This window comes from Leptospira koniambonensis, assembly GCF_004769555.1.
Classification (GTDB): Bacteria; Spirochaetota; Leptospiria; order Leptospirales; family Leptospiraceae; genus Leptospira_B; species Leptospira_B koniambonensis.
This window is the reverse complement of sequence record NZ_RQFY01000001.1, coordinates 256,702-276,648: the sequence shown is the minus strand read 5'-3', so window position 1 is coordinate 276,648 and position 19,947 is coordinate 256,702. Positions and strand designations below refer to the sequence as shown.

20 protein-coding genes and 2 tRNA genes are annotated in these 19,947 nt (G+C 39.9%); 16 read left to right on the top strand and 6 right to left on the bottom strand.

Going from position 1 to position 19,947, the window contains the following annotated elements; translation table 11 throughout:
* Positions 1-47 precede the first annotated feature (47 nt).
* Entirely contained in the window at positions 48-1,031 is a 984-nt protein-coding gene (locus tag EHQ52_RS01300) for a hypothetical protein (protein ID WP_135613490.1), read from the top strand.
* A complete protein-coding gene (gene fliM / locus EHQ52_RS01295; protein WP_020768525.1) occupies positions 1,028-2,053 on the top strand; it encodes a flagellar motor switch protein FliM in 1,026 nt (341 codons plus the stop codon). Before EHQ52_RS01300 ends, fliM begins: the two co-directional genes overlap by 4 nt.
* 103 nt (positions 2,054-2,156) lie before the next feature.
* Here fliM and EHQ52_RS01290 read toward each other — a convergent pair whose 3' ends face one another.
* Positions 2,157-2,375: a ferredoxin gene (locus tag EHQ52_RS01290; RefSeq protein ID WP_100710041.1), complete on the bottom strand. Its 219-nt coding sequence runs from the start codon at positions 2,373-2,375 to the stop codon at positions 2,157-2,159.
* A gap of 253 nt (positions 2,376-2,628) precedes the next feature.
* On the opposite strand from EHQ52_RS01290, the gene lsa33 reads away from it, so the two are divergent.
* Positions 2,629-3,558, top strand: coding sequence for a surface adhesin Lsa33 (lsa33, locus tag EHQ52_RS01285; protein WP_135613489.1), 930 nt, complete (start codon positions 2,629-2,631; stop codon positions 3,556-3,558).
* 56 nt (positions 3,559-3,614) lie between these two features.
* On the opposite strand, the gene EHQ52_RS01280 is transcribed toward lsa33, so the two are convergent.
* A complete protein-coding gene (locus EHQ52_RS01280) occupies positions 3,615-3,878 on the bottom strand; it encodes a SemiSWEET transporter (protein ID WP_165780250.1) in 264 nt (87 codons plus the stop codon).
* On the bottom strand, positions 3,878-4,291 hold the full coding sequence (gene queF, locus EHQ52_RS01275) for a preQ(1) synthase (RefSeq protein ID WP_100710043.1): 414 nt from the start codon (positions 4,289-4,291) through the stop codon (positions 3,878-3,880). The genes EHQ52_RS01280 and queF overlap by 1 nt, the downstream gene beginning before the upstream one ends.
* Positions 4,292-4,380: 89 nt before the next feature.
* On the opposite strand from queF, the gene guaA reads away from it, so the two are divergent.
* The gene (gene guaA, locus EHQ52_RS01270; protein WP_135613488.1) at positions 4,381-6,192 is read left to right on the top strand and encodes a glutamine-hydrolyzing GMP synthase; all 1,812 of its coding nucleotides are present in this window, start codon (positions 4,381-4,383) and stop codon (positions 6,190-6,192) included.
* A gap of 44 nt (positions 6,193-6,236) precedes the next feature.
* Here guaA and EHQ52_RS01265 read toward each other — a convergent pair whose 3' ends face one another.
* Complete coding sequence (locus EHQ52_RS01265) at positions 6,237-6,689, bottom strand: DUF4505 family protein (protein WP_135613487.1); 453 nt, start codon at positions 6,687-6,689, stop codon at positions 6,237-6,239.
* A 59-nt stretch (positions 6,690-6,748) separates the two neighbouring features.
* Here EHQ52_RS01265 and EHQ52_RS01260 point away from each other — a divergent pair.
* Both EHQ52_RS01260 and EHQ52_RS01255 read left to right on the top strand, forming a co-directional pair.
* A tRNA-Cys gene (locus tag EHQ52_RS01260) sits at positions 6,749-6,819 on the top strand.
* A 17-nt stretch (positions 6,820-6,836) separates the two neighbouring features.
* A tRNA-Leu gene (locus EHQ52_RS01255) sits at positions 6,837-6,923 on the top strand.
* Between the two features lie 2 nt (positions 6,924-6,925).
* Here EHQ52_RS01255 and EHQ52_RS01250 read toward each other — a convergent pair.
* Complete coding sequence (locus tag EHQ52_RS01250; protein ID WP_135613486.1) at positions 6,926-8,896, bottom strand: O-antigen ligase family protein; 1,971 nt, start codon at positions 8,894-8,896, stop codon at positions 6,926-6,928.
* Positions 8,897-9,005: 109 nt separating this feature from the next.
* Here EHQ52_RS01250 and EHQ52_RS01245 point away from each other — a divergent pair, with 109 nt between their 5' ends.
* From EHQ52_RS01245 to EHQ52_RS01205, 9 genes are all read left to right on the top strand, one after another.
* The gene (locus tag EHQ52_RS01245; protein ID WP_135613485.1) at positions 9,006-9,905 is read left to right on the top strand and encodes a glycosyltransferase family 2 protein; all 900 of its coding nucleotides are present in this window, start codon (positions 9,006-9,008) and stop codon (positions 9,903-9,905) included.
* Between the two features lies 1 nt (position 9,906).
* Positions 9,907-10,686 carry an LBBP_01157 family protein gene (locus EHQ52_RS01240; RefSeq protein WP_135613484.1) on the top strand — a complete coding sequence of 260 codons (780 nt, stop codon included), beginning with the start codon at positions 9,907-9,909 and terminating at the stop codon, positions 10,684-10,686.
* A 2-nt stretch (positions 10,687-10,688) separates the two neighbouring features.
* A complete protein-coding gene (locus EHQ52_RS01235; RefSeq protein ID WP_135613483.1) occupies positions 10,689-11,276 on the top strand; it encodes a D-sedoheptulose 7-phosphate isomerase in 588 nt (195 codons plus the stop codon).
* Positions 11,277-11,279: 3 nt separating this feature from the next.
* Entirely contained in the window at positions 11,280-12,065 is a 786-nt protein-coding gene (locus EHQ52_RS01230; protein ID WP_135613482.1) for an ATP-binding cassette domain-containing protein, read from the top strand.
* On the top strand, positions 12,049-13,524 hold the full coding sequence (locus EHQ52_RS01225) for an FHA domain-containing protein (protein WP_135613481.1): 1,476 nt from the start codon (positions 12,049-12,051) through the stop codon (positions 13,522-13,524). Before EHQ52_RS01230 ends, EHQ52_RS01225 begins: the two co-directional genes overlap by 17 nt.
* Positions 13,525-13,648: 124 nt before the next feature.
* Positions 13,649-15,046 carry a 3-isopropylmalate dehydratase large subunit gene (gene leuC / locus EHQ52_RS01220; RefSeq protein WP_135613480.1) on the top strand — a complete coding sequence of 466 codons (1,398 nt, stop codon included), beginning with the start codon at positions 13,649-13,651 and terminating at the stop codon, positions 15,044-15,046.
* Between the two features lie 12 nt (positions 15,047-15,058).
* Positions 15,059-15,685 (top strand): 3-isopropylmalate dehydratase small subunit, encoded by a 627-nt coding sequence (leuD, locus tag EHQ52_RS01215; RefSeq protein WP_135613479.1) that lies wholly within the window; start codon positions 15,059-15,061, stop codon positions 15,683-15,685.
* Between the two features lie 29 nt (positions 15,686-15,714).
* Positions 15,715-16,716 (top strand): PLP-dependent cysteine synthase family protein, encoded by a 1,002-nt coding sequence (locus tag EHQ52_RS01210; protein ID WP_135613478.1) that lies wholly within the window; start codon positions 15,715-15,717, stop codon positions 16,714-16,716.
* 5 nt (positions 16,717-16,721) lie between these two features.
* The gene (locus EHQ52_RS01205) at positions 16,722-18,605 is read left to right on the top strand and encodes an AAA domain-containing protein (protein WP_135613477.1); all 1,884 of its coding nucleotides are present in this window, start codon (positions 16,722-16,724) and stop codon (positions 18,603-18,605) included.
* Between the two features lie 2 nt (positions 18,606-18,607).
* On the opposite strand, the gene EHQ52_RS01200 is transcribed toward EHQ52_RS01205, so the two are convergent.
* Positions 18,608-19,234, bottom strand: a complete 627-nt coding sequence (locus tag EHQ52_RS01200) for an NrsF family protein (protein WP_135613476.1) — start codon at positions 19,232-19,234, stop codon at positions 18,608-18,610.
* Positions 19,235-19,359: 125 nt separating this feature from the next.
* Between EHQ52_RS01200 and EHQ52_RS01195 the strand changes: the two genes are divergently transcribed.
* Positions 19,360-19,947 (top strand): sigma-70 family RNA polymerase sigma factor, encoded by a 588-nt coding sequence (locus EHQ52_RS01195; RefSeq protein ID WP_135613475.1) that lies wholly within the window; start codon positions 19,360-19,362, stop codon positions 19,945-19,947.

The window sequence follows — 19,947 nt, the reverse complement described above, 5'->3', positions numbered from 1 at the left end:
TAAAAGAGGACCATAGATTTTGCGTCCGCACGGGCTGAAATTTTAGAATGAAACGAATTCTGATCATACTAATTCTACTGAGTGCATTCGGTTTGGGATCGTATCCTAACAGAAATGCAAGGGGAGAAGTTTCCGAAAATTATATCCAAGCCCAAGGCATAGTGGATATCAAACTTCCTAAAATGCAGTTCCGTGAGAAGGAACCAATCTCAGCTGTACTTTCAGTTAGGAATACTGGAAACGAGGTCCTAAGAATTTTCCCTTATGGAAAAGATCTACGTTCCTTCCAAGTAATCGTAAGAGATGAAGACGGTAGAACTGTTTCAAGAATAGAAGAAGAAAGAAAACAAGATCCTATCTTAAGAAGAAGGAATAAAGTTGAGAACCTTGTAGGTGACGAGGTCAAAGAGATCATTCTTCATAAAGATGAAACTTTTTCTAAAGAGATCAGAATTGACCATCTATATGAGTTAGAGCCAGGCAAAAAATATTTCGTAACCGCTTACTTCTATCCTAATATCTCCGAATATGGAGACCATTTTGTAAGATCAGAAAGCCATCCTTATTTCAGTGTAGAAGAGCGTAAAAAAGATTGGGTGCTTCCTGGAGTTCCTTACCAAGATCCATCAACAGACGGACTCGAGCCTGAAGAAGTGATCCATCTATTCTTAGGTGCTGAAAAAAAGAAAAACTGGAAGCTCCATTTCAAATGGATCCATTTCCCTGAATATATACAAGCATACGACAGATTTGCAAGAGATTGGCAACAATCAGAAGAAGCTGAAAAAGATTTTGTTCTAGAAGAATTCAGAAATTATCTGGCAGAAAACAGATCAGGTATGTTACAATACTATAAGATCTTGGGAACGGAGAAGGTGAATTCAAATCTTTCCAAAGTGCGGGTCGCTGTGGAAAGAAGAGTGAATAAAGTCCCTGTCCGATACGAATACGAATTTACTTTAAGAAGAATGCCGGAAGAAAACGGAATGTTTTGGAAAGTGGCTAATCTATTAGCGAAGGTAAGAAAATGACCGAAATTTTATCCCAAGACGAGATAGATGCATTATTAAACGCGATCTCCAGCGGAGAAGTAGCGGAAGATGAATATTCTTCCGTAGGGGAACAAAAGAAGGTCAAAATTTATGACTTCAAACGTCCCGATAAATTTTCTAAAGACCAGATCCGTACTCTTCAAATGATGCACGAGACATTTGCTCGTTTGGCAACTACTGGACTTTCTGCTCAGCTCCGAGCTTTAGTTCACGTTCACGTTGCTGCTGTGGATCAGTTAACTTACGAAGAATTTATTCGTTCTATTCCGAACCCGACCACACTTGCTGTAATTAACATGGACCCGCTTAGGGGTTCCGCAATTTTAGAAATAGATCCTTCTATTTCATTTACGATCATTGACCGTCTATTTGGTGGTAAGGGAGAGACTGCAAAAATCTCCAGAGAACTTTCCGAGATCGAGATGAGCGTAATGGAAGGAATTATCGTTCGTATCTTAGGAAACATGAGAGAGGCTTGGTCGACTGTAATCGACCTAAGACCTCGTCTTGGTAATATCGAAACAAACCCTCAGTTCGCTCAGGTTGTACCTCCGAATGACATGGTGGTTTTGATCAACTTAGAGACTAAGATCGGTGAGGTAGAAGGTCTAACCAACCTTTGTATTCCATATATCACGATCGAGCCTATCATTAATAAACTCTCCGCACAATACTGGTATTCATCTATCCGGAAGGGTGAGTTGGACGAGAACAGAGCAATCATCCAAGAACGTTTGGATCAGGTGCAAATTCCTGTGATCGCTGAAGTCGGTTCAGTAGATATTTCTATTTTGGATTTTATGAATCTAACTGTAGGTGATGTTGTTAAATTAGAAAACACCACTACCAGATCGGATATGCTTGTAAAAGTAGGGGAACGTAAGAAATTCAAATGTCTCCCAGGAAGAGTTGGGAACAGACTCGCTATCCAGATAGGAGATAGAGTAGAAGATATTCCAGACGAATTACTTGGTTCTACTAGATCAGAACAAGAATATTGACCTATCTTCTCTACAGAAACTTTTGATCCATATCAAGACACAAAAAAAGCGGGAAAAGATTCCCGCTTTTTCTTTTTTATAGAATATAGAAATCGGAAAACGATTACTTTCTCCAGTGAATACATTCACCGGGACATTCATCCATTTCTTTCTGAACAGTTTTCCAATCTTCCTCAGGGATCTGAGCTTGGTTAACATTCTCTCCTCCGATATGAGTCTCGGAAGTATCGTTATCGTCCATTTGAAAGTACTTAGGTAGATTGTCTGCACACTGGTTGCAAGAAGTACAGTTGTCCTTATCTACGTAGGCTATTTTGCTCATTCTGTCACTCCTTTGGAACTTTTTAGTTCGTTGTTGGCGGTCTAGGGCTACAATTTCTAGACTGGGGCTATGGCGCAATACCTTTTCCTTTCAGATTCCGCCGCTGATTGCCAGTCTCAATGGGATTTGAGGCCTTCTACAAATTAGACAAGATCCTTCCCGAATAATTCAAAAGGTCTGAGTAAAAATGTGGACGGAAATTTCTTTCATCGATATTCTTCCTAAACCTATTTCAAGGGAGAATCAGAACTAAATGAAACGGATTGCCATAACCTTCTTTCTGGCCCTGAGCATTGTATTTGTAGATTGTAAGAAAGCCAAAGAAGATCTCCAAGGTGGAGTGATCACATTCACCAAGGGAACAGTAAAAATTTTCGATAACGCTGGGAAAGAAAAAGCAGTAGCAATAGATACTTTCCTTTTGCCGGAAGATAAGATAGAAACCGGAAAGGATTCTTATGCAGACCTTCAATTGACTGAAGGAGTTCTTGTAAGGATCAAAGAAAACACAAGCCTAACTCTAAAGAAAATTTTTATCGATTCTGCAAACGGGGAAACCTACGCAGATATGGGTTTGATCAAAGGAAAAATTTTCACCAAGGTATCGGGTAAACTTACCAAAACTTCCAAGTTCACCGTTTCTACTCCTACAGTCGTAGCTTCTGTTAGAGGAACTGAATTCATAGTAGAAGAGTCTGGTAAAGGCACAAGCACCAGAGTTTCCGACGGATCGGTCGAAGTTGCAGACGCAGATAATCCTGAAAGCCAAACTATCGCGGACGCAGGAGAGAATGTTAGCTCTAATGGAGATACATTCAAAGAACAACCTTTAACTGAGGATGAAGCCCAAGAGTTAAAGGATGATTCTGCTACTATCCAATCCATTACGGAAGAACAAAGAGCTCGTATCCAAGAAATCCTAAAAGATTTCCAAGAGAATAAGGCTCGTATCCTCCAAGGATTAGAAGAGCAAAAACAAAGAAATAGAGAACTGATTGAAGGTGCAAAAGAAGAAAATCGTAAACTTTTAGAAGAAGCTAAGAGCGCTGGAAAAGAAGAAAAAGAAGCCATCCAAAAGCAGGGCAAAGAAGAGAAAGAAAAAGTAAAATCTTCTATGGACGATGCCAAGAAGGAATTGGAAAATCAGCGTAAGTCTTTAAAAGACCAGGCAGCTCCTAAATAAGTTAGTTTTCCACTCTAAAAAAACAAAGGGCCGTTTCCGTAAGGAAGCGGCTTTTTTTATTCTTCTTCTTTGGAACGAAGTTTGTACCAGAGAATGGTGGTGGTAAATAGTAAGGTAAATCCGTTTGCAAGAATGATCGGAAAATCATTCTTTAAGATCCCGTAACAAAGCCAGAAAAACACTCCCACTGATAAAACCAGATACATATTCCTGGAAATATCCCTGGTCCTTTTTTCCAGGATCACTTTAATAAGCTGGGGAAGAAATGCCAGAGTAGTCAGAGTACAAGCGATGAATCCAAGTAAAGAGATCGGATCTATCATTTGCTTGTGTACTCTCTTGTGACGATTGTTTTAATCCCACCTCTTAGGTTATAATCACCCTTGACTTTGATGTATTTTGGGTCTACAGACTGGATCAGATCTTCTAAGATATGATTCACAACATTCTCATGAAAAATTCCAAGATTTCTGTAGGCGAGAATATACTCTTTCAGAGATTTTAACTCTATACATTTTGCCTTTGGTATATAGCTGATCTCTATCACTCCAAAATCAGGCAGTCCGGTCTTAGGGCAAACCGCAGTGAATTCTGGAATGGTAAAATCGATTGTGTAATCCTTACCTTCGTACACATTGGCGAAAGATTCTATCTCGGGAAGTTTCAGACTAGGGATATGGTCCTGTCTTCCCTCATAAGCGGAAATTCCTATCGACTCTTGTTGATGGCTCATGATTCCCTCTTTAAACCAGAGTTTTCCGGACTTTGTCTCTGGGAATCTTTTTACAACTCACATAAAGGAAACGTTAAGGATACCTTGGAATGAAGCACCAAAATGTAATTGGGATCGTGGATTTTGGAGGGCAGTATGCCCATTTGATCGCGTCCAGAATTCGTCGTTTGGGGGCTTATTCCGAAATTTTAGGTAACGACGAACCTATTGAAACATATTCCAAACTTTCAGGCATCATTCTTTCCGGCGGACCTGAGAGCGTATACGAACCAGATTCTCCTTCTCTACCGGTCGAAGTGTTAAAACTAGGAATTCCAGTCTTAGGGATTTGTTACGGCCACCAACTCATGATGAAACTTCTAGGCGGAGAAGTTAAAAAAGCAGGCACCGCGGAATACGGAAGAGCCGCTTTAGATTTTATTGATACTCCTAAAACACAATTACTCAAAGGTTTTGCTGGTGGGGAAGTTGTATGGATGAGCCATGGGGACGAGGTGACTCGTTTGCCGGCAGGTTTTACTCGCACAGCATCCAGCCAGGACTGCGAATATGCAGTAGTCGAAAATCCAACCCAAAAATGGTTCGGGATACAACTTCATCCTGAAGTAACTCATACAGAAAAAGGTTCTGTTCTTTTAGAAAACTTTGTAAAAATTTCTGGAGCAGAAGGTACCTGGGATCTAAAACAATTCCTAGATCTAAAAGAAAAAGAATTACATACAATCGTTCCTGCAGACAAAAAGATTTTCTTACTCGTATCCGGAGGAGTGGATTCGACAGTTTCGTATCTTCTTCTTTCCAGGGCTTTAGGAAAAGACAGAGTTAAGGGTGTTCTAATAGATACTGGATTTATGAGAAAGGACGAGGTTTCAAGTCTTCAGGAAAAACTTTCTCCCCAAGGGATCCAGTTGCATGTGCATGATTCTTCCGAACTTTTTTATTCTGCTCTAAAAGGTAAAAAAGATCCGGAAGAAAAACGTAAAATTGTAGGAAATCTATTCTTACAAGCACAGGCAGATTGTGCTAAAAGTTTAGGATTGAATGCAGACGAATGGTTACTCGGACAAGGGACCATCTATCCGGACACAATAGAAAGTGGCGGAACAAAACATTCTCATACGATCAAGACCCACCATAATAGAGTAGAAGCCATCCAAAAATTAATGGAAGAAGGGAAGGTAGTAGAACCGATCAAGGACCTTTACAAAGACGAGGTCAGAGAACTTGGAAATTACCTAGGGCTTCCTAAGGAATGGACCGGAAGACATCCTTTCCCTGGACCAGGACTTGTGGTTCGAATGATCGCACAAGAAAAACCAGTCGCAGGATCTGTTCAAAAATCATTAGATGAATTTGTTGCTTCTGATTCTTCGCTACGAGCAAAACTTCTTCCTGTTGCCTCTGTCGGTGTTAAAGGGGACCAGAGGTCTTACGCATATTGTGCAGCGATTTCAGGAGATAAAACCTGGGACGAGTTGGATAAAATTTCCACAGCGATCACAAATCAAATTTCTTCAGTCAATCGAGTGGTTCTATTTTTAGGAAAGTCTGAGGCCTTTGCAAAAGCAAACTTCAAATTCCAGCCAATCGACTTGGACAAAAAAGATTCTGATATTTTGAGAGATGCTGACGCAGCGGTGGAAAAGGTCCTTCAAAAAAGAAAGATCTATGATCAGATCTGGCAAATGCCTGTAGTACTTCTTCCTTTGGGCTCCGAATCCGGAAAAAGAAGTATCGTTCTTAGACCTGTGGATTCTCAAGAAGCGATGACTGCGAGTTTCTTCCGATTGGAAAAAGATGTTCTGGATGAACTAGTTTCAGAAGTTCTGAAAGTTCCCGGGATAGAGTATTTGTTTTTCGATCTTACAAACAAACCACCTGGCACAATCGAGTGGGAATAAATTCTACTATAGTCCGGGCTTAATCTGAAAGAACGGACCTGAATCTAATTCGAAAGATCAGTTGGGTCGAATTTTGGGATGAGAAAATTTTTTCCGTTCCAGATCAGATCCCAATTTTCTGGATTTTCTTTCCATTCCAGTTCCGGATCTAAAAGGATTTCTGTAGAAACTCTTCCCCAGATCTCTTTTTGAAAAGGGTGGAGTAAATTTCCAAAAGTATCAAATTTCAAATTTTCAGGCTGGAATAAGATCCCTTTTTCTCCTCCGTAATAGAGTTTATCTCCAATTCTATGTTTAAACAGAACTGGGTAATGTTCCGTTTGCACAAAATTCATTTCTTTTCCGCAGGGAGAGATATAGGCGCATTCAGGATATTTTCCGGTATGGTTTTTTTCTAGATGAGTAAAAAAGAAGTCTAAAAACTTTTTATCCGTCAGCTCGGAATCCTCGTGGAAAAGTCTAGCATTCGAGTCGATTCGATAGAAATAGATCCTCAAAGTCTTTCCTCCACTTTTCTATTGACACCTTGCCCACACACAAAATCATACCTCATATCGGCGTCGTGGCCAAGTGGTAAGGCATGGCTCTGCAAAAGCTTGATCCCCGGTTCGAATCCGGGCGACGCCTGGCAGAGTCTCTCAAACGCCTGGATGGTGGAATAGGTAGACACCCAGGACTTAAAATCCTGTGAGTTCACGCTCGTGCGGGTTCAAGTCCCGCTCCAGGTACCAACTTAGTTCAATTTAAAATCGCAGAGATCTCCCAAGTCTAGGACTGGCAGATCCATCTGCTTCTCTGGATTAAAACCCCCAAATCGGATCTTAAAACTCCTGAAAAATACGATATCTGGAAAAATCGTAATTTTAGAAAGTCCTATGGTCTCCTTCCAAACGAAGGAATTCCAACCGGGTTTCAGATCTAAATCCTTAGTTCCTAAATCATATTTTCTATGAGACCAATAAAGTTTGTCTTCATCAAAAGATTCTTCTGAAAATACTGTAATGGTAATCTTAGTCGGTGGATTTTCTAAAATAGGGGAAATATAGATCCCTAATGAATAATCTTCTTCCCTAAGTTTTGAAGGATTTGGATATCTATGAGTGAGACAACCTTCTAAAGAAAATTCTGAACTTCCTTCTAAGCCAGAAACTGAAATAGTTTCAGAAATTCTTTTTTCTCTTTCTTCGCTTTGATTTCTAAAAGGCAAGATACGTCTTTCTAACTTTTTAGCAAGAGTAGAAGAAGAAGCAAATACCTGCCTTCCATAGGCAAGTTCTGCAGGAATCGAAAGCCTCCAAATCCAGAAAGAAATATTTAATAGTAAGGTAATACTTAAGAAGATCGTAGAAGCAGTAGAGAATTTAGGAGACGTTTCCTTCTCCCTGCCCCATAAAAGTCCTGCCAAAGCAAAGAAGGGAAGCGCAACCTCATCATCTAAAAGATAACATTGGAAAAATCCAGCTACCCAGATAAACCCGATACCAACCAAAGGAAAATTTCCTTCTTCTAAGCTAGAACCAGCGATCTTTCTAAACAAAAAATAAAAGAACCCGATCCATAGAATTCCGGAAAGCCATCCGCCCACAATTGCAAATTCTAAAATATCATTATGAGCATGTTTATTTGGAGTGATGTATAACTCATACCAAAGTTGTTCATTCTTTTCTATAAATGATTTAGAAATTTCTGAACTAGTTTCCTTAAATCTTCCTCCACCAGTTCCCAAAATTGGATTTTCCGCGAGTAATGGAAGACTAAGTTTATAGATCCAATATCTTTGGTTTTCAGGAGTTTGGATCTCCGTAAGTTGCGCAAGAGTTCTTTGTAATAACCAATTTTTTTGGTAAAAGAATCGAACGGTTCCACCAAGAGTGATCAAAAGGACAATCACAACTGAAACTCTTGTAAATGTGATCCTTGGGAATTTACCTGAGAAATTTTTCCATTTACTTAGAATAAAATAAACGGTGACTGCAAGAACTCCAAGCCATGCAGATTTGCTTTGGTTGAGTAAAAATACCCAAAGCGATAATAGGAGAAGAGCGCTGAATCCTAATGTATATTTTAGATCCTTCTTCCTTATCTTTTGGAAAAGAAGAAGAGCAAGTCCTGGAATATAAAAAGAAATTAATCCACCATAGGTCAAATGAGTGTTCATTAGTCCGATCGGAAGATACGTTTCCAAACCGAAAAGTGGGCCAGCAGGATGTTGTCTCCTGTCTCCCGGCGCTGGAGTAAAACCATTGGATATAAATTTGCCTAGTCTGTACTCGCTGAAAACGGATGCTATCCCAGAAATCAAAACGAGTAAGAATGAGATCCAAAGATATTTATAGATCAGACTTCTATTTTTTTCTTCTGAAGAATGGACTGCAGCAATTGGAAATAGGATCGAAAGCCAGAAATCTCCGGCTTCTGATTGTCTTGTAAATGTTTTCCAGAAATTGGAATATTCTTCGAAGTGATAGAGAGACGAAATAAATACTAGGACATAGGCTCCTAAAATGAATCCCCAGGGTATAAGGTAAGTTTTAGACTTCTGAAAATTCTCCTTAGGAGAGAATATAAAACAGAAAATGCTTAGGCCTGCCAATACTTGCGAGGCGGAAACAGAAAGTGGAAATGCTACTAAAAATAATAATAAGGAATAAAATGAGATCTTTCCAGAGGTCTCTGAAATTTGAGAAAAGAAGCTAGGTTTCACCGGTCCCCAGACTTTCCTTTTCCTCTCAGATTTCCAGAAAAAACCGCTGACAAAGAAGGAAATCCTACTATTTTAGGAATTCATTCGCTCCTTTGCGATATTCAAATATATGGCAGAATCCGTTAAAACCAAGGAACCTTCTTCCCCTAAAAAAAAGAAATCTAAAGCCAAGGCACCCTTGAGCAGAAATGAGGTCCGGGAAAGATTTCTAAAGAAACTTTCAGTTGCGATCATCACTTATAATGAAGAAGCGAATATCGGGGACTGTATCAAATCTTGCAGAGATATTGCAGACGAGATTATTGTTTTAGATTCAAATAGTACAGACAAAACCAAAGAGATCAGCGAGTCCTTTCCAGAGGTTCGTTTTTCTTCCCAGAATTTTAAGGGACATGTAGAACAGAAGAATGACGCAATCTCTCTCTGTAAGAACGAATGGATCCTTTCTTTGGATGCAGATGAACGACTGAGTGAGGAACTCATTGATTCTCTCCGCACATTTTTAGAAAGCCCAGAAGATCCTTCCTTGAATGGGCTCAAAGTTTCCAGACTTACATTCCATATGGGAAGATTTATCCGCTTCTCAGGTTGGTATCCTCAGACAAAATATCGAATCATCCGAAAATCCAAGTCTAAATGGACTGGAGAAAATCCTCATGACTATCTTGTTGTAGAGGGAAAGGGCAAAAAGATAAAAGGAGATATCCTTCATTATAGTTTTGCTGATCTTGCACAACAAGTAGATACCATCAATAAATTCTCTTCTATTGTTTCCTGGACTCGTTGGAAGAAGAATAAAAACTTTTCCCTGGCCCGTACAATCATAAAACCTTTTGGAAAATTTGTAGAGATCTATGTTTTCAAACTTGGGTTTCTGGACGGATTTCCTGGATTTACGATCGCAATCTCTTCTGCATATTCCACTTTTCTAAAAGAAGCAAAGGTCTACGAAATGGGGAAAAAATTGATAGAACGCCCTTCTAATCTCCGAAAAGATTACGGGAACTAAGATGGCCAAGGGTAAACAAAAATCAGGTTTTTGGAATAAACTCTTTTTTTGGAGAAAGAAAAAGAAAGTCTCTCACGAAACAGAAAAAGAATTAGTTAGGGATAGCCGAGGTTATACCTGGGAATTAAAAGACCTAAGAGAAAAAGCAGATCGCTTTTTTGTGACCCGTAAAAAACCTTCCGGTGTAATTTTTGAAAATCAATCTCTTAAACTTACTAAAAATAACCGAAATCTATTCCGTTTAGAAGGTAAGGAAAAATCAGGCAGAGAATATTCCTTAGTTGTTTCAACTGGAAACTATCTAACGGAACAAGGTGATAAGATCAGCGGGGTGATTTTTTTAGGAGAGGCTGACTTAAACCGACTTTTAAGCGGAGACCATAAAAGTCTAAAAAGTATCTTGTCTGGAATTAACACCCCAAATTGGGATGAAGAATCTTGGTCGGTTCTGCAAGAAGAGGCAGATCTAAAACGTTCTATTGATTCTTGGAAAGAGATACTTACTTGGGAACCAATTTGGAAACAACAGATATTGATTAATCTCAGGCCGAGCACAATCGCAGTATTATTGGTATTTTTAGGAAAGGAATTTGAGGATGTATTCCAGGCAAATTCTTCTGAAAGAGTGAAACAGATCGTTTCTAAAGAATTGTATTTTTTAAACGTAAGCGGGAATAGGAATTCTCCGCATTCCGAAAATTTGACACTGTATGAATTTGATTCAGCCAAAAAGGATTTTGAGTCAGTGCTCTCTAAAATTCGGTCTAAAAAGGATAAATGAGAATGAACTTAAAAGAAATCGCATCCAAACAGATCCAGGACTCTATCGAGACCAAAAAAGCAGTATTGGATACACTTCTTCCTGAAATTGAAGAAGCAGGAAAAATTGCTTCCGAAGTATTAAAAAAAGGGAGTACGATCCTTTTTTGCGGAAACGGCGGTTCTTCTTGTGATGCGTCTCATATCGCAGCAGAACTTGTGGTCCGTTATAAATCTGGAAATGAAAGAAGAGCACTTCCTGCGTTATCATTATCTGCTGACTCAGCGGTTCTAACTGCTTGTTCCAATGATTACGGATACGAGTTTGTGTTTTCTCGTCAGGTAGAAGCTTTCGGAAAACCGGGAGATTTACTTGTAGGTCTTTCAACCAGTGGGAATTCCAAAAACGTGATCGCTGCCTTGGAATCCGCCAAAAAGATTGGGATGAAAACAATCTCTTTCTTAGGTGGAGATGGCGGAAAAATGAAAGGTATGGCGGATCTAGATCTAATCATCCCTAGAAAAGAAACCGCGCGTATCCAAGAATCCCATATTCTGATCGGCCATATTCTTTGTTCGATCGTAGAATATGAACTCTTTCAGTTAGGATAAAACTTGGAGAGAGAATCATCCGAGACTATTCTTTTTATACAAGACCTGAATGTAAAAATCGGGTCTTCACATATTCTTAAAAACTTCGATTTCCAAATTTCTAAAAAAGAAGTTCATGCTTTGGTCGGAGAATCCGGAAGCGGAAAATCTACTTTTGCAAGCACGATACTCGGACTTCTCAATGAAGAAGCTATCGTAACCTGGGAAAAATTTTCACTCTTCTCCCAAGACATACAAAGTGGAGATTTTTCTCTTTGGAAAAATTGGCGAGGAAAACGGATTAGTTTAATCCCTCAAACTGCAGCAATTGGTCTTCATCCATTTTTGAGTATAGGTTCTCAAATCCTAGAATATTTTTCTCTCATCCAACCAGAACTTGCAAATCCGGCAACTGGTCTCAGACTCCTAAAAGAATTCGGACTTTCTGATCCAGAGGCTGCCTGGAAGGCGAGACCTCATCAACTTTCCGGAGGAGAAAGACAGAGAATTTTAGTACTACTTTCGGTGTATTCAGGAGCAGAGCTGATTCTCGCAGACGAACCCACTTCTGCTTTGGATCCGATCACAGGAAGGGCGATCCTGGAACTTTTGAAATCCAAGGTGAAAGATCTGGGAGCAGGGCTTCTATTTATCAGCCATGATCTTAGTTCTGCTAGGGAGCTAGCCGATACTATAACTGTAATGAGAAGTGGGGAAAAACTGGAGACCTTGAAAAAGCAAAACGGGTCCTGGAACCCTCATTTGGAGTATTCCAGAAAACTGTTTACTTTGGATGAAAATCCCGCTTAAATTGCAAAATCTTATGATTGGTCGCTTCTTCATATATTTTCTGATTTTGCTAGCTTGCGTATACCCAGCGTTTGTTGGGGCAGAAAGTATTCATTTAGAAGAATATGATATTTCCAGATATCCTAAAGTAGAATTAAAATTGAGAGCAGGCAAGGGTGTATCTCTGGACCAAGAGATACTTACAGTTTCGGAACAAAAAGAAAATCGTTCCAGACGAGTAGGTCCTCTTAAGATCCATAGACCAGAAGGCACAAGGCCTGTTCATATTTATCTCATCACTCAGATGACGAATTCATTTGATCATAATGTGCAAGCCACAGAGATCTTAAAAACAATTGTAGAAAGAGCTGATTCTGCAGATAGGTTCAGCTTTATATTTTTTACGGATGATGTATTCTTCTCCAAAGATGATCTAAGTAAATCGGATGCTTTGAAAGAAGCTAAGGTTCCAGGTGGGAAGTCCAACAGAAATACCTCAGCAAATCTGGACTATGTTTTTCAAAAGATCTCTCCTCGTTTGAAAGAGACCGATTATATTCTGACTCTATTTTACGACCAAGATCTCATTCCTTCTAATGAAGCTCAGAATGGAGAATACACTCCGAATATTCCTATCAATGTTTTGTCTTTTCCTTCTAACGGAGGAAAGTTTTTAGCAAAAAGATATGGCGGAACATTCTATTCTTTGAATAGTCCTGATTTTAGGACCCAGGTTTTTGGAGACCTGGATTATTTCAGAAAAGAACCTTGGTCCTTGGTTTATGAATCTCCTTTCCAAGACGAATGGCAATTCCAAGGAACTGGAAATTTAGAAGTAGAACTGGAGACTAAAAATTCCAGACGACTTAGCTTTTCTTATGATCTTCCATTTCGGACTAGGCTTCTCGTTTTCTTATTACATCCTTCTATCTTTTTACCTAGTTTTACTTTCTTATTAATTCTTACTTTGGTAGCCCTGATCGTTGTTCTGAAAAAAGGAAAAAAGCAGAATCCTGAAGGAACTGTAAGTCCTGAAGAAAGACTTCATACGATAGAATTCGAACAAGATGCTTATCGTAAAATGTATGGTAACCAGTACCAGCTTGTTTATTCGGAAGAAGATAGGATCGAGACGGAAAGGGCGGCTCCTGTTGCTCTAAAAGAATTCGATCAGGGTGAATCCTATGAAAAGGCCACACTTGTTTTTAAAGAAGGAAGAAATCCAGGCAAACAATACTCACTCGCAAGAGCTGAGACCAATATTGGAAATTCCGACCTTTGTGATTTGGTTTTATACGAACAATCTGTAAGTAAAAATCATGCAAGGATCAGAAAGGTCCGCAATCGGTATATTCTATACGATCTGGTTTCCGAATCCGGAACATTCCTGAACGGTAAAAAAATTCTGAGACCAAGGATCTTGTACGATTTTGACGAGATAGGGATCGGTAAGGCTTTACTCGTTTTCCGAGGCAAATGATAGATTCGCGGCCTTCCCCCGGAACCTTCTTTACGAAAAACCCCTGATTTTTAGCATGGAAGAGAGCTTCCGTAAGGAAGTCTAATCTTTACTCTTGAATTACCCCCTGGGGGATCTGCGCACCATGAAAACGATGTTCGAAAAAATCTGGGAAGACCATTTGGTCGGTGAATTGGACGGAGGGTCTTATCTACTTTATATAGACAGACATCTCATCCATGAGGTAACGAGTCCCCAGGCTTTTGATGGTATTCGTATGGCTGCAAGAAAGGTGCGCCGTCCGGAAGCTACTTTTGCTACGATGGACCATAACGTTTCCACTCGGATCCGTGACCTGGAATTGGCCGATCCAATCTCCGCCAACCAGATGAAAACTCTTATCAAGAATTGTAATGAGAATGGTATTACTCTTTATGATCTAAATCACCCTGACCAAGGGATCATCCATGTGATCGCTCCTGAGATGGGACTGACTCATCCAGGGATGACTATTGTTTGTGGGGATTCCCATACTTCTACTCATGGAGCTTTTGGAGCACTTGCTTTTGGGATTGGAACTTCTGAAGTAGAACATGTGCTTGCTACTCAAACTCTTTTACAAAGAAGAGCAAAGACCATGGAGATCAGAGTAGATGGTCAACTTTCTCCTCATGTAACCGCTAAGGATATCGTTCTTGCGATTATCGGAAAGATCGGTACTGGTGGAGCAACCGGATATGTAATCGAATATAGAGGATCTGCAATTTCCTCCTTAAGTATGGAAGCTCGTATGACTGTTTGTAATATGTCCATCGAGGCAGGTGCAAGAGCAGGGCTTATCGCTCCAGACCAAACTACTTTTGATTATCTGAAAGGAAAAGATTTCGCACCTAAAGGTGCAGAATGGGATCTGGCTGTCCAAAAATGGAAACGTTATGTGACAGACGACGGAGCTAAATTTGATACTAGCATAGTATTAAAAGCAGAAGAAATTGCTCCTCAAGTTACTTGGGGAACTTCTCCAGGACAAGTAGTTCCTGTGACTGGAATTGTTCCTGATCCAAAAGATGCTCCGGATGCTGTAGAAAAGATCAGTATCGAAAACGCACTGAAATATATGGACCTGAAACCTGGACAAAAGATGGAAGATGTCTTTGTGAATAAGGTATTCATCGGTTCTTGCACAAACTCTAGAATTGAAGATTTGAGAGTGGCTGCGACGACCGTAAAAGGTAAGAAGGTTTCCACGAAGGTTCAGGCAATTGTAGTTCCCGGTTCCGGAAGGGTGAAACGCCAAGCAGAAGCAGAAGGACTTGATAAAATTTTTATAGAAGCTGGCTTCGAATGGAGACAACCAGGTTGTTCCATGTGCCTCGCTATGAACGACGACGTTTTACAACCAGGAGACAGATGCGCTTCTACTTCCAATCGTAACTTCGAAGGAAGACAAGGAAAGGGTGGAAGAACTCACCTGGTCGGTCCTGCAATGGCAGCCGCTGCTGCAGTCGAAGGACATTTTGTAGATATTCGGAACTGGAAATAAGGATACTGACTCATGAAACCCTTTACTCAACACGAAGGTTTAGCGGTCCTAATTGATCGCCCAAATATAGATACGGATGCAATCATCCCTAAACAATTTTTGAAGAAGATCGAACGTACCGGTTTTGGTATCCATCTATTCCATGATTGGAGATATCTGGACGACGAGGGAACTAAACCAAATCCTGAGTTCAGCCTGAACCAAGACAGATATAAAGGTGCTTCCGTTCTTGTAACCAGAGACAATTTTGGATGTGGTTCTTCCAGAGAACATGCTCCTTGGGCATTGGAAGATTACGGATTTAGAGCGATTATTGCTCCTTCTTACGCTGATATTTTTTATAATAATTGTTTCAAAAACGGTATGCTTCCAGTTGTTTTAAAGCCGGAAGAAGTGGACGAAATTTTCAAGATCGTGGATAAGACTCCGGGAGCCAAAATTAAGATCGATCTGGACAAACAGAATGTGATCAGTCCTTCCGGAAATGTTTACAATTTCGAAGTGGACTCTTTCCGTAAATATTGTTTGTTCAATGGTTTGGATGATATCGGTTTAACTCTGCAGCATGCTGCTGAGATCTCTATATACGAAGAGAAAAATCGAAAAGATGTTCCTTGGTTGTACGCTTCTCATAAGTAATTTTCTAAAATACAGGACTCTAGAAGACTATGTTCGACGAAATTTCACGCTCCATAGATGAATTCGGCAATAGCCTTCTGGGGGCTTTGAATAATGTCCAAAATGCTTTCGGAAGAGAGCTAAGTGTAGCTAAACCGATCAAAGAGAATGTTCTCCAGATGATCGGGAATACTCCTTTGATCCGACTCAATCAGATCGGTTCTCATATTCCGAATGTAGAAATTTATCTAAAAGCAGAGTTTTGTAATCCTACCGGAAGTGTAAAAGATAGAACTGCACTTTCTATGGTGCTTGCAGCAGAAAGAAGGGGAGAACTAAAACCCGGCGGTTCTATTTTCCAAGCTGGATATAATACTACTGCAATCTCTTTAGCTTGGATTTCTACTCTCCGCCAGTACAAGTTCAAAGTTTTCTTAGCTCCTGATACGGATCAAGAGAAGATCAAAGAATTAAAATCTTACGGTGCTAGTGTGGAAGTTGTTCAACTTGCAAAAGGTAATTGGGACGATTCTCTTTTAGAAACTGCAAAGGCAGCTAAAGACAGAGAGAAAAACAGCGTGATCCTGAATGAGTTCAAGGACATGGCAAATACGAATGCACACTTCTTATTTACCGGGCCTGAGATCTGGAGAGATCTTGCTGGGAATGTAGATGCATTCGTAGCAGGAGGAGGTTCCGGCGGTACTCTTTCCGGTGTAGGAAGATATTTAAAAAGTAAAAAACCTTCTTTGAGAGTCATTATGGGAGTGAGCAAAAATTCTCGCTTCATCCGTAAAATGATCCAAGGTGATTCCAGTATCCGACTTCCTGAGTCTTTTGATCCTAAAGTTACTGATCAGTATATTGGAGTAGATAGAGATGAGGCGCTTCGTTACCAATCAGAGCTCTACCAAAAAGAAGGAATTTTTGCAGGACTGACTACCGGTACTACACTAGCATCCGCTATTCATTATGCAGAAAGTCTTCCTACTCGAGAAGATCAAAAGACTCCTAGTTATAAGATTGTAGTACTTTCTCCAGACCGACTCTAATTGGAATGGAAGAATCTTATTATTCCGCCTTACGTGAATCTTTAAAAAAAGAAAGAAAGGCGGAGCTGGATAAGTATAAGGAAGAAATTTCCTCCTCCGATATCAACCAAAGGATCCAAGACGGATTCACTGTATTTCCATTAGTATTCGAAGACGCTGAATTAAGTGCAGACGGAAACTGGAAAGTTTTACTAAGGACCACAAAATCCAAAAACATTCCTGAATTATTCCGACCTGGTACACCTATACGGATCGTAAAAGAATCAGAAGAATATATCTCAGTTTTACTGAAAGCAAACGAAGATTCCTACCTTGTTTATATGGAGGAAGTTCCAGATTGGGTAGAAGAGGGCAAACTTGCTCTCGAGATACTTCCCGATGAGACAAGTTTTAAGGAATGGGATCGTGCTTTAGAAAAAGTAATCTCCGCTAAAAAAGGTTCCAGAGAAAAATATTTTGCGGATCTATTCTCCAATCAGTTAGAAGTTTCTAAACCAAATTTTAAATCACTATCCAATCTTCCGGAAACTCTGAATGATTCTCAGAAAAAAGCTGTATCTGCAATTTTACAAACAGAAGATTTTATTTTAGTCCATGGTCCTCCCGGAACTGGGAAAACTAAAACAATCGTGGAAGCAATCCGTATTCTGGCTGCGGATGGTAAGAGAATACTTGCTTCTGCCCCTACAAACTCAGCCTCAGATCTACTTGTAGAATCTTTAGAAAAACTAAAAGTTCCTGTTTTACGAATTGGCCATCCAGCTAGGATGCATCCTGATATTATTCAAAATTCCTTAGAGATGAAATTGAATCATTCTCCGGAAGCAAAGTTAATAGAAAGGGACAGAAAAGAAGTACAAGAGTTATTGAAGAAGGCCCGCAAATACAAAAGAAGTTTTGGTAGAGAAGAAGCAGAAGAAAGAAGAAGTCTTTATAAAGAAGCCGATGCCTTGCGAAAAAATATCAAAGAAAGACAGAAGGTTCTGATCCGATATCTGCTTGAGTCCCATCCAGTGATCGTTTGTACACATACCGGGGCTTCTTCTTACCAACTTCATAATTTAGAATTTGATTATGCAATTTTAGATGAGGGCAGCCAGGCAATAGAACCTTCTTCTTGGATCCCAATCTTAAAAGCGGATAAGTTTGTGATCGCAGGAGATCCATTCCAACTTCCTCCTACTGTGATCTCAGAAGATCCAAACCTTAAGGTTTCCCTAATGGAGAGACTTCTTCCTGTTTTCCAAGATAAAGAGAGAGTATTTCTGTTAGACACTCAATATAGAATGACTGATCCGATCCAAACATTCCCGAATCTGAAGTTTTATGAAAACCGACTCAAATCAGGATTAGATCAAAATTTTAGAGAAAAAGCACCTTTTGATTCAGGAGAACCATTTGGCTCGAGTTTAGTATTCTTAGATAGTTCAGGCACAGACACTGCCGAAGAAAATTCAGAAGGAAGTTTAGGAAATCCTTGGGAAGCAGAGTTTACTGTAAACATAGTGAAGAAGATCATAGATTCAGGATGGGATCCTAAAAATCTGATCCTTCTTTCTCCCTATAGATACCAAAGATATCTTTTGAAACAAAAACTGGAGGAAATACTTCCGGAACATTTTTCTCAATTAGAAGTAGAAACAGTAGATTCTTTCCAAGGGAGAGAATCTGATGCGGTGGTTTTTAGTTTGGTTCGTTCCAATCCAGAAGGACAAATTGGATTTTTGTCCGAGACAAGAAGATGGAATGTGGGAATGACCAGAGCTAAAAAACTTTTAGTAATGGTGGGCGATGGCTCTACTCTCGGACAGAACGATTTTTTTAAAGACTTACTGGAAACAGTTGAATTAGCAGGAGAACTTAGAACTGCCTGGGAATTTTTAGACTAGGCTTACCAACTGAATTTTTTTCGGATCGGGATATATAAGACCCCAATCCAAACCAATGTGAATGCCAAATGAGAGATCAGAATATGGGAAGGATCTTGGACAGAGCATACAAATTTTAAACATAGATTAGAACTTGCTAATAAAAGGTTTAAGAATAGAAACCCTGAAAGTCCAGGTCTGGAACTTGCGGTATTTCTCAAAAGAAACCAAGCTCCAGCTCCAAATAAGATAGAAGTAGAGGCTATAATTACAGAACAAAGCCCTACATGAACATGGCCTGTAGCTTCTTCCATAAAAAAGCGACCTAGAATAAAAACAGTCCAGACGAATAGAAATGCGCCCGCAGCCCAAAATGTCCAAGCGGACCTTTCTTCAGGAAAAGCGAGTTTGCTGAAAAGATAAGCGGAGACAATTCCCCAAACCAGTAATAATGTAGGCTCAGGCCACCAGCCTGGAAATGCGCTCGAGCGGCCTATTATATTGGAAACGGACCATCCCAGAGCAGTCCCAAATAATACTAAACCCAAACAGGAAAAGAAAAGGGTATAAATGTTTAGGCTCCCTTTTTCCAGGTCGGAACTCAATGTTTGGATCAGTTGTTTGGTCTTGTCCGATTCGGAATTTGACATATATCCTCCTGGTTTAGATTTTCCGCATTAATCGAAGAAAGATTGGACATCCTTAAAAAATCCAGTCCAATAGCTTTTCTTTATACGACTCATTAATTCATTCGAGTCAAACTGCATAAGGTTACATGGCGGAAAAGCAAGAAATCTGGCAAATTCTTTCGGAAAGAATGCGCTTAGCCCAAGAAGGAGATTCCAAGGAATACGAACTCCTACTTTCCAAATGCAGGGAAATTTTAAACAATCATTTAAGCTCCAAGGTTCGTGACAAGGACGATAGAGAGGATCTGATCCAGGACATTCTGATCGGAATACATAAGGCCAGAGTCACTTACAGAAAGGAAAAACCATTTGCACCTTGGTTTTTCTCAATCGCCAGGTATAAGACCATAGACTATATCCGCAGGAAAGGAACTCGTGATAGGCTTGTTTCTACAGAGATGGAAGGATTTGCTCAGGAAGAAAAAACTTCTATAGAGGACAAGTGGGAGGTCCAACAAGGACTAGAATCCTGGCTAAATGTTCTGGAGCCTAGACAGAGAAGGATCCTTACAATGGCAAAATTGGAAGGAAAATCAGTCAGAGAAATTTCCGAGACCACAGGCCTTTCAGAATCCAATGTAAAAGTGATTGTCCATCGTTCCTTAGAAAAGTTAAAACGATTTTTTTCTGAGTCCGAGAGAACGATAGAAGGCTCAAAAACGTCCAAGAAATAG

Coding starts and splice junctions, on each gene's coding strand:
- EHQ52_RS01300 (WP_135613490.1), top strand. CDS start 48: ATGAAACGAATTCTGATCATACTAATTCTACTGAGTGCATTCGGTTTG.
- fliM (WP_020768525.1), top strand. CDS start 1,028: ATGACCGAAATTTTATCCCAAGACGAGATAGATGCATTATTAAACGCG.
- EHQ52_RS01290 (WP_100710041.1), bottom strand. CDS start 2,375: ATGAGCAAAATAGCCTACGTAGATAAGGACAACTGTACTTCTTGCAAC.
- lsa33 (WP_135613489.1), top strand. CDS start 2,629: ATGAAACGGATTGCCATAACCTTCTTTCTGGCCCTGAGCATTGTATTT.
- queF (WP_100710043.1), bottom strand. CDS start 4,291: ATGAGCCATCAACAAGAGTCGATAGGAATTTCCGCTTATGAGGGAAGA.
- guaA (WP_135613488.1), top strand. CDS start 4,381: ATGAAGCACCAAAATGTAATTGGGATCGTGGATTTTGGAGGGCAGTAT.
- EHQ52_RS01245 (WP_135613485.1), top strand. CDS start 9,006: ATGGCAGAATCCGTTAAAACCAAGGAACCTTCTTCCCCTAAAAAAAAG.
- EHQ52_RS01240 (WP_135613484.1), top strand. CDS start 9,907: ATGGCCAAGGGTAAACAAAAATCAGGTTTTTGGAATAAACTCTTTTTT.
- EHQ52_RS01235 (WP_135613483.1), top strand. CDS start 10,689: ATGAACTTAAAAGAAATCGCATCCAAACAGATCCAGGACTCTATCGAG.
- EHQ52_RS01225 (WP_135613481.1), top strand. CDS start 12,049: ATGAAAATCCCGCTTAAATTGCAAAATCTTATGATTGGTCGCTTCTTC.
- leuC (WP_135613480.1), top strand. CDS start 13,649: ATGAAAACGATGTTCGAAAAAATCTGGGAAGACCATTTGGTCGGTGAA.
- leuD (WP_135613479.1), top strand. CDS start 15,059: ATGAAACCCTTTACTCAACACGAAGGTTTAGCGGTCCTAATTGATCGC.
- EHQ52_RS01210 (WP_135613478.1), top strand. CDS start 15,715: ATGTTCGACGAAATTTCACGCTCCATAGATGAATTCGGCAATAGCCTT.
- EHQ52_RS01205 (WP_135613477.1), top strand. CDS start 16,722: ATGGAAGAATCTTATTATTCCGCCTTACGTGAATCTTTAAAAAAAGAA.
- EHQ52_RS01200 (WP_135613476.1), bottom strand. CDS start 19,234: ATGTCAAATTCCGAATCGGACAAGACCAAACAACTGATCCAAACATTG.
- EHQ52_RS01195 (WP_135613475.1), top strand. CDS start 19,360: ATGGCGGAAAAGCAAGAAATCTGGCAAATTCTTTCGGAAAGAATGCGC.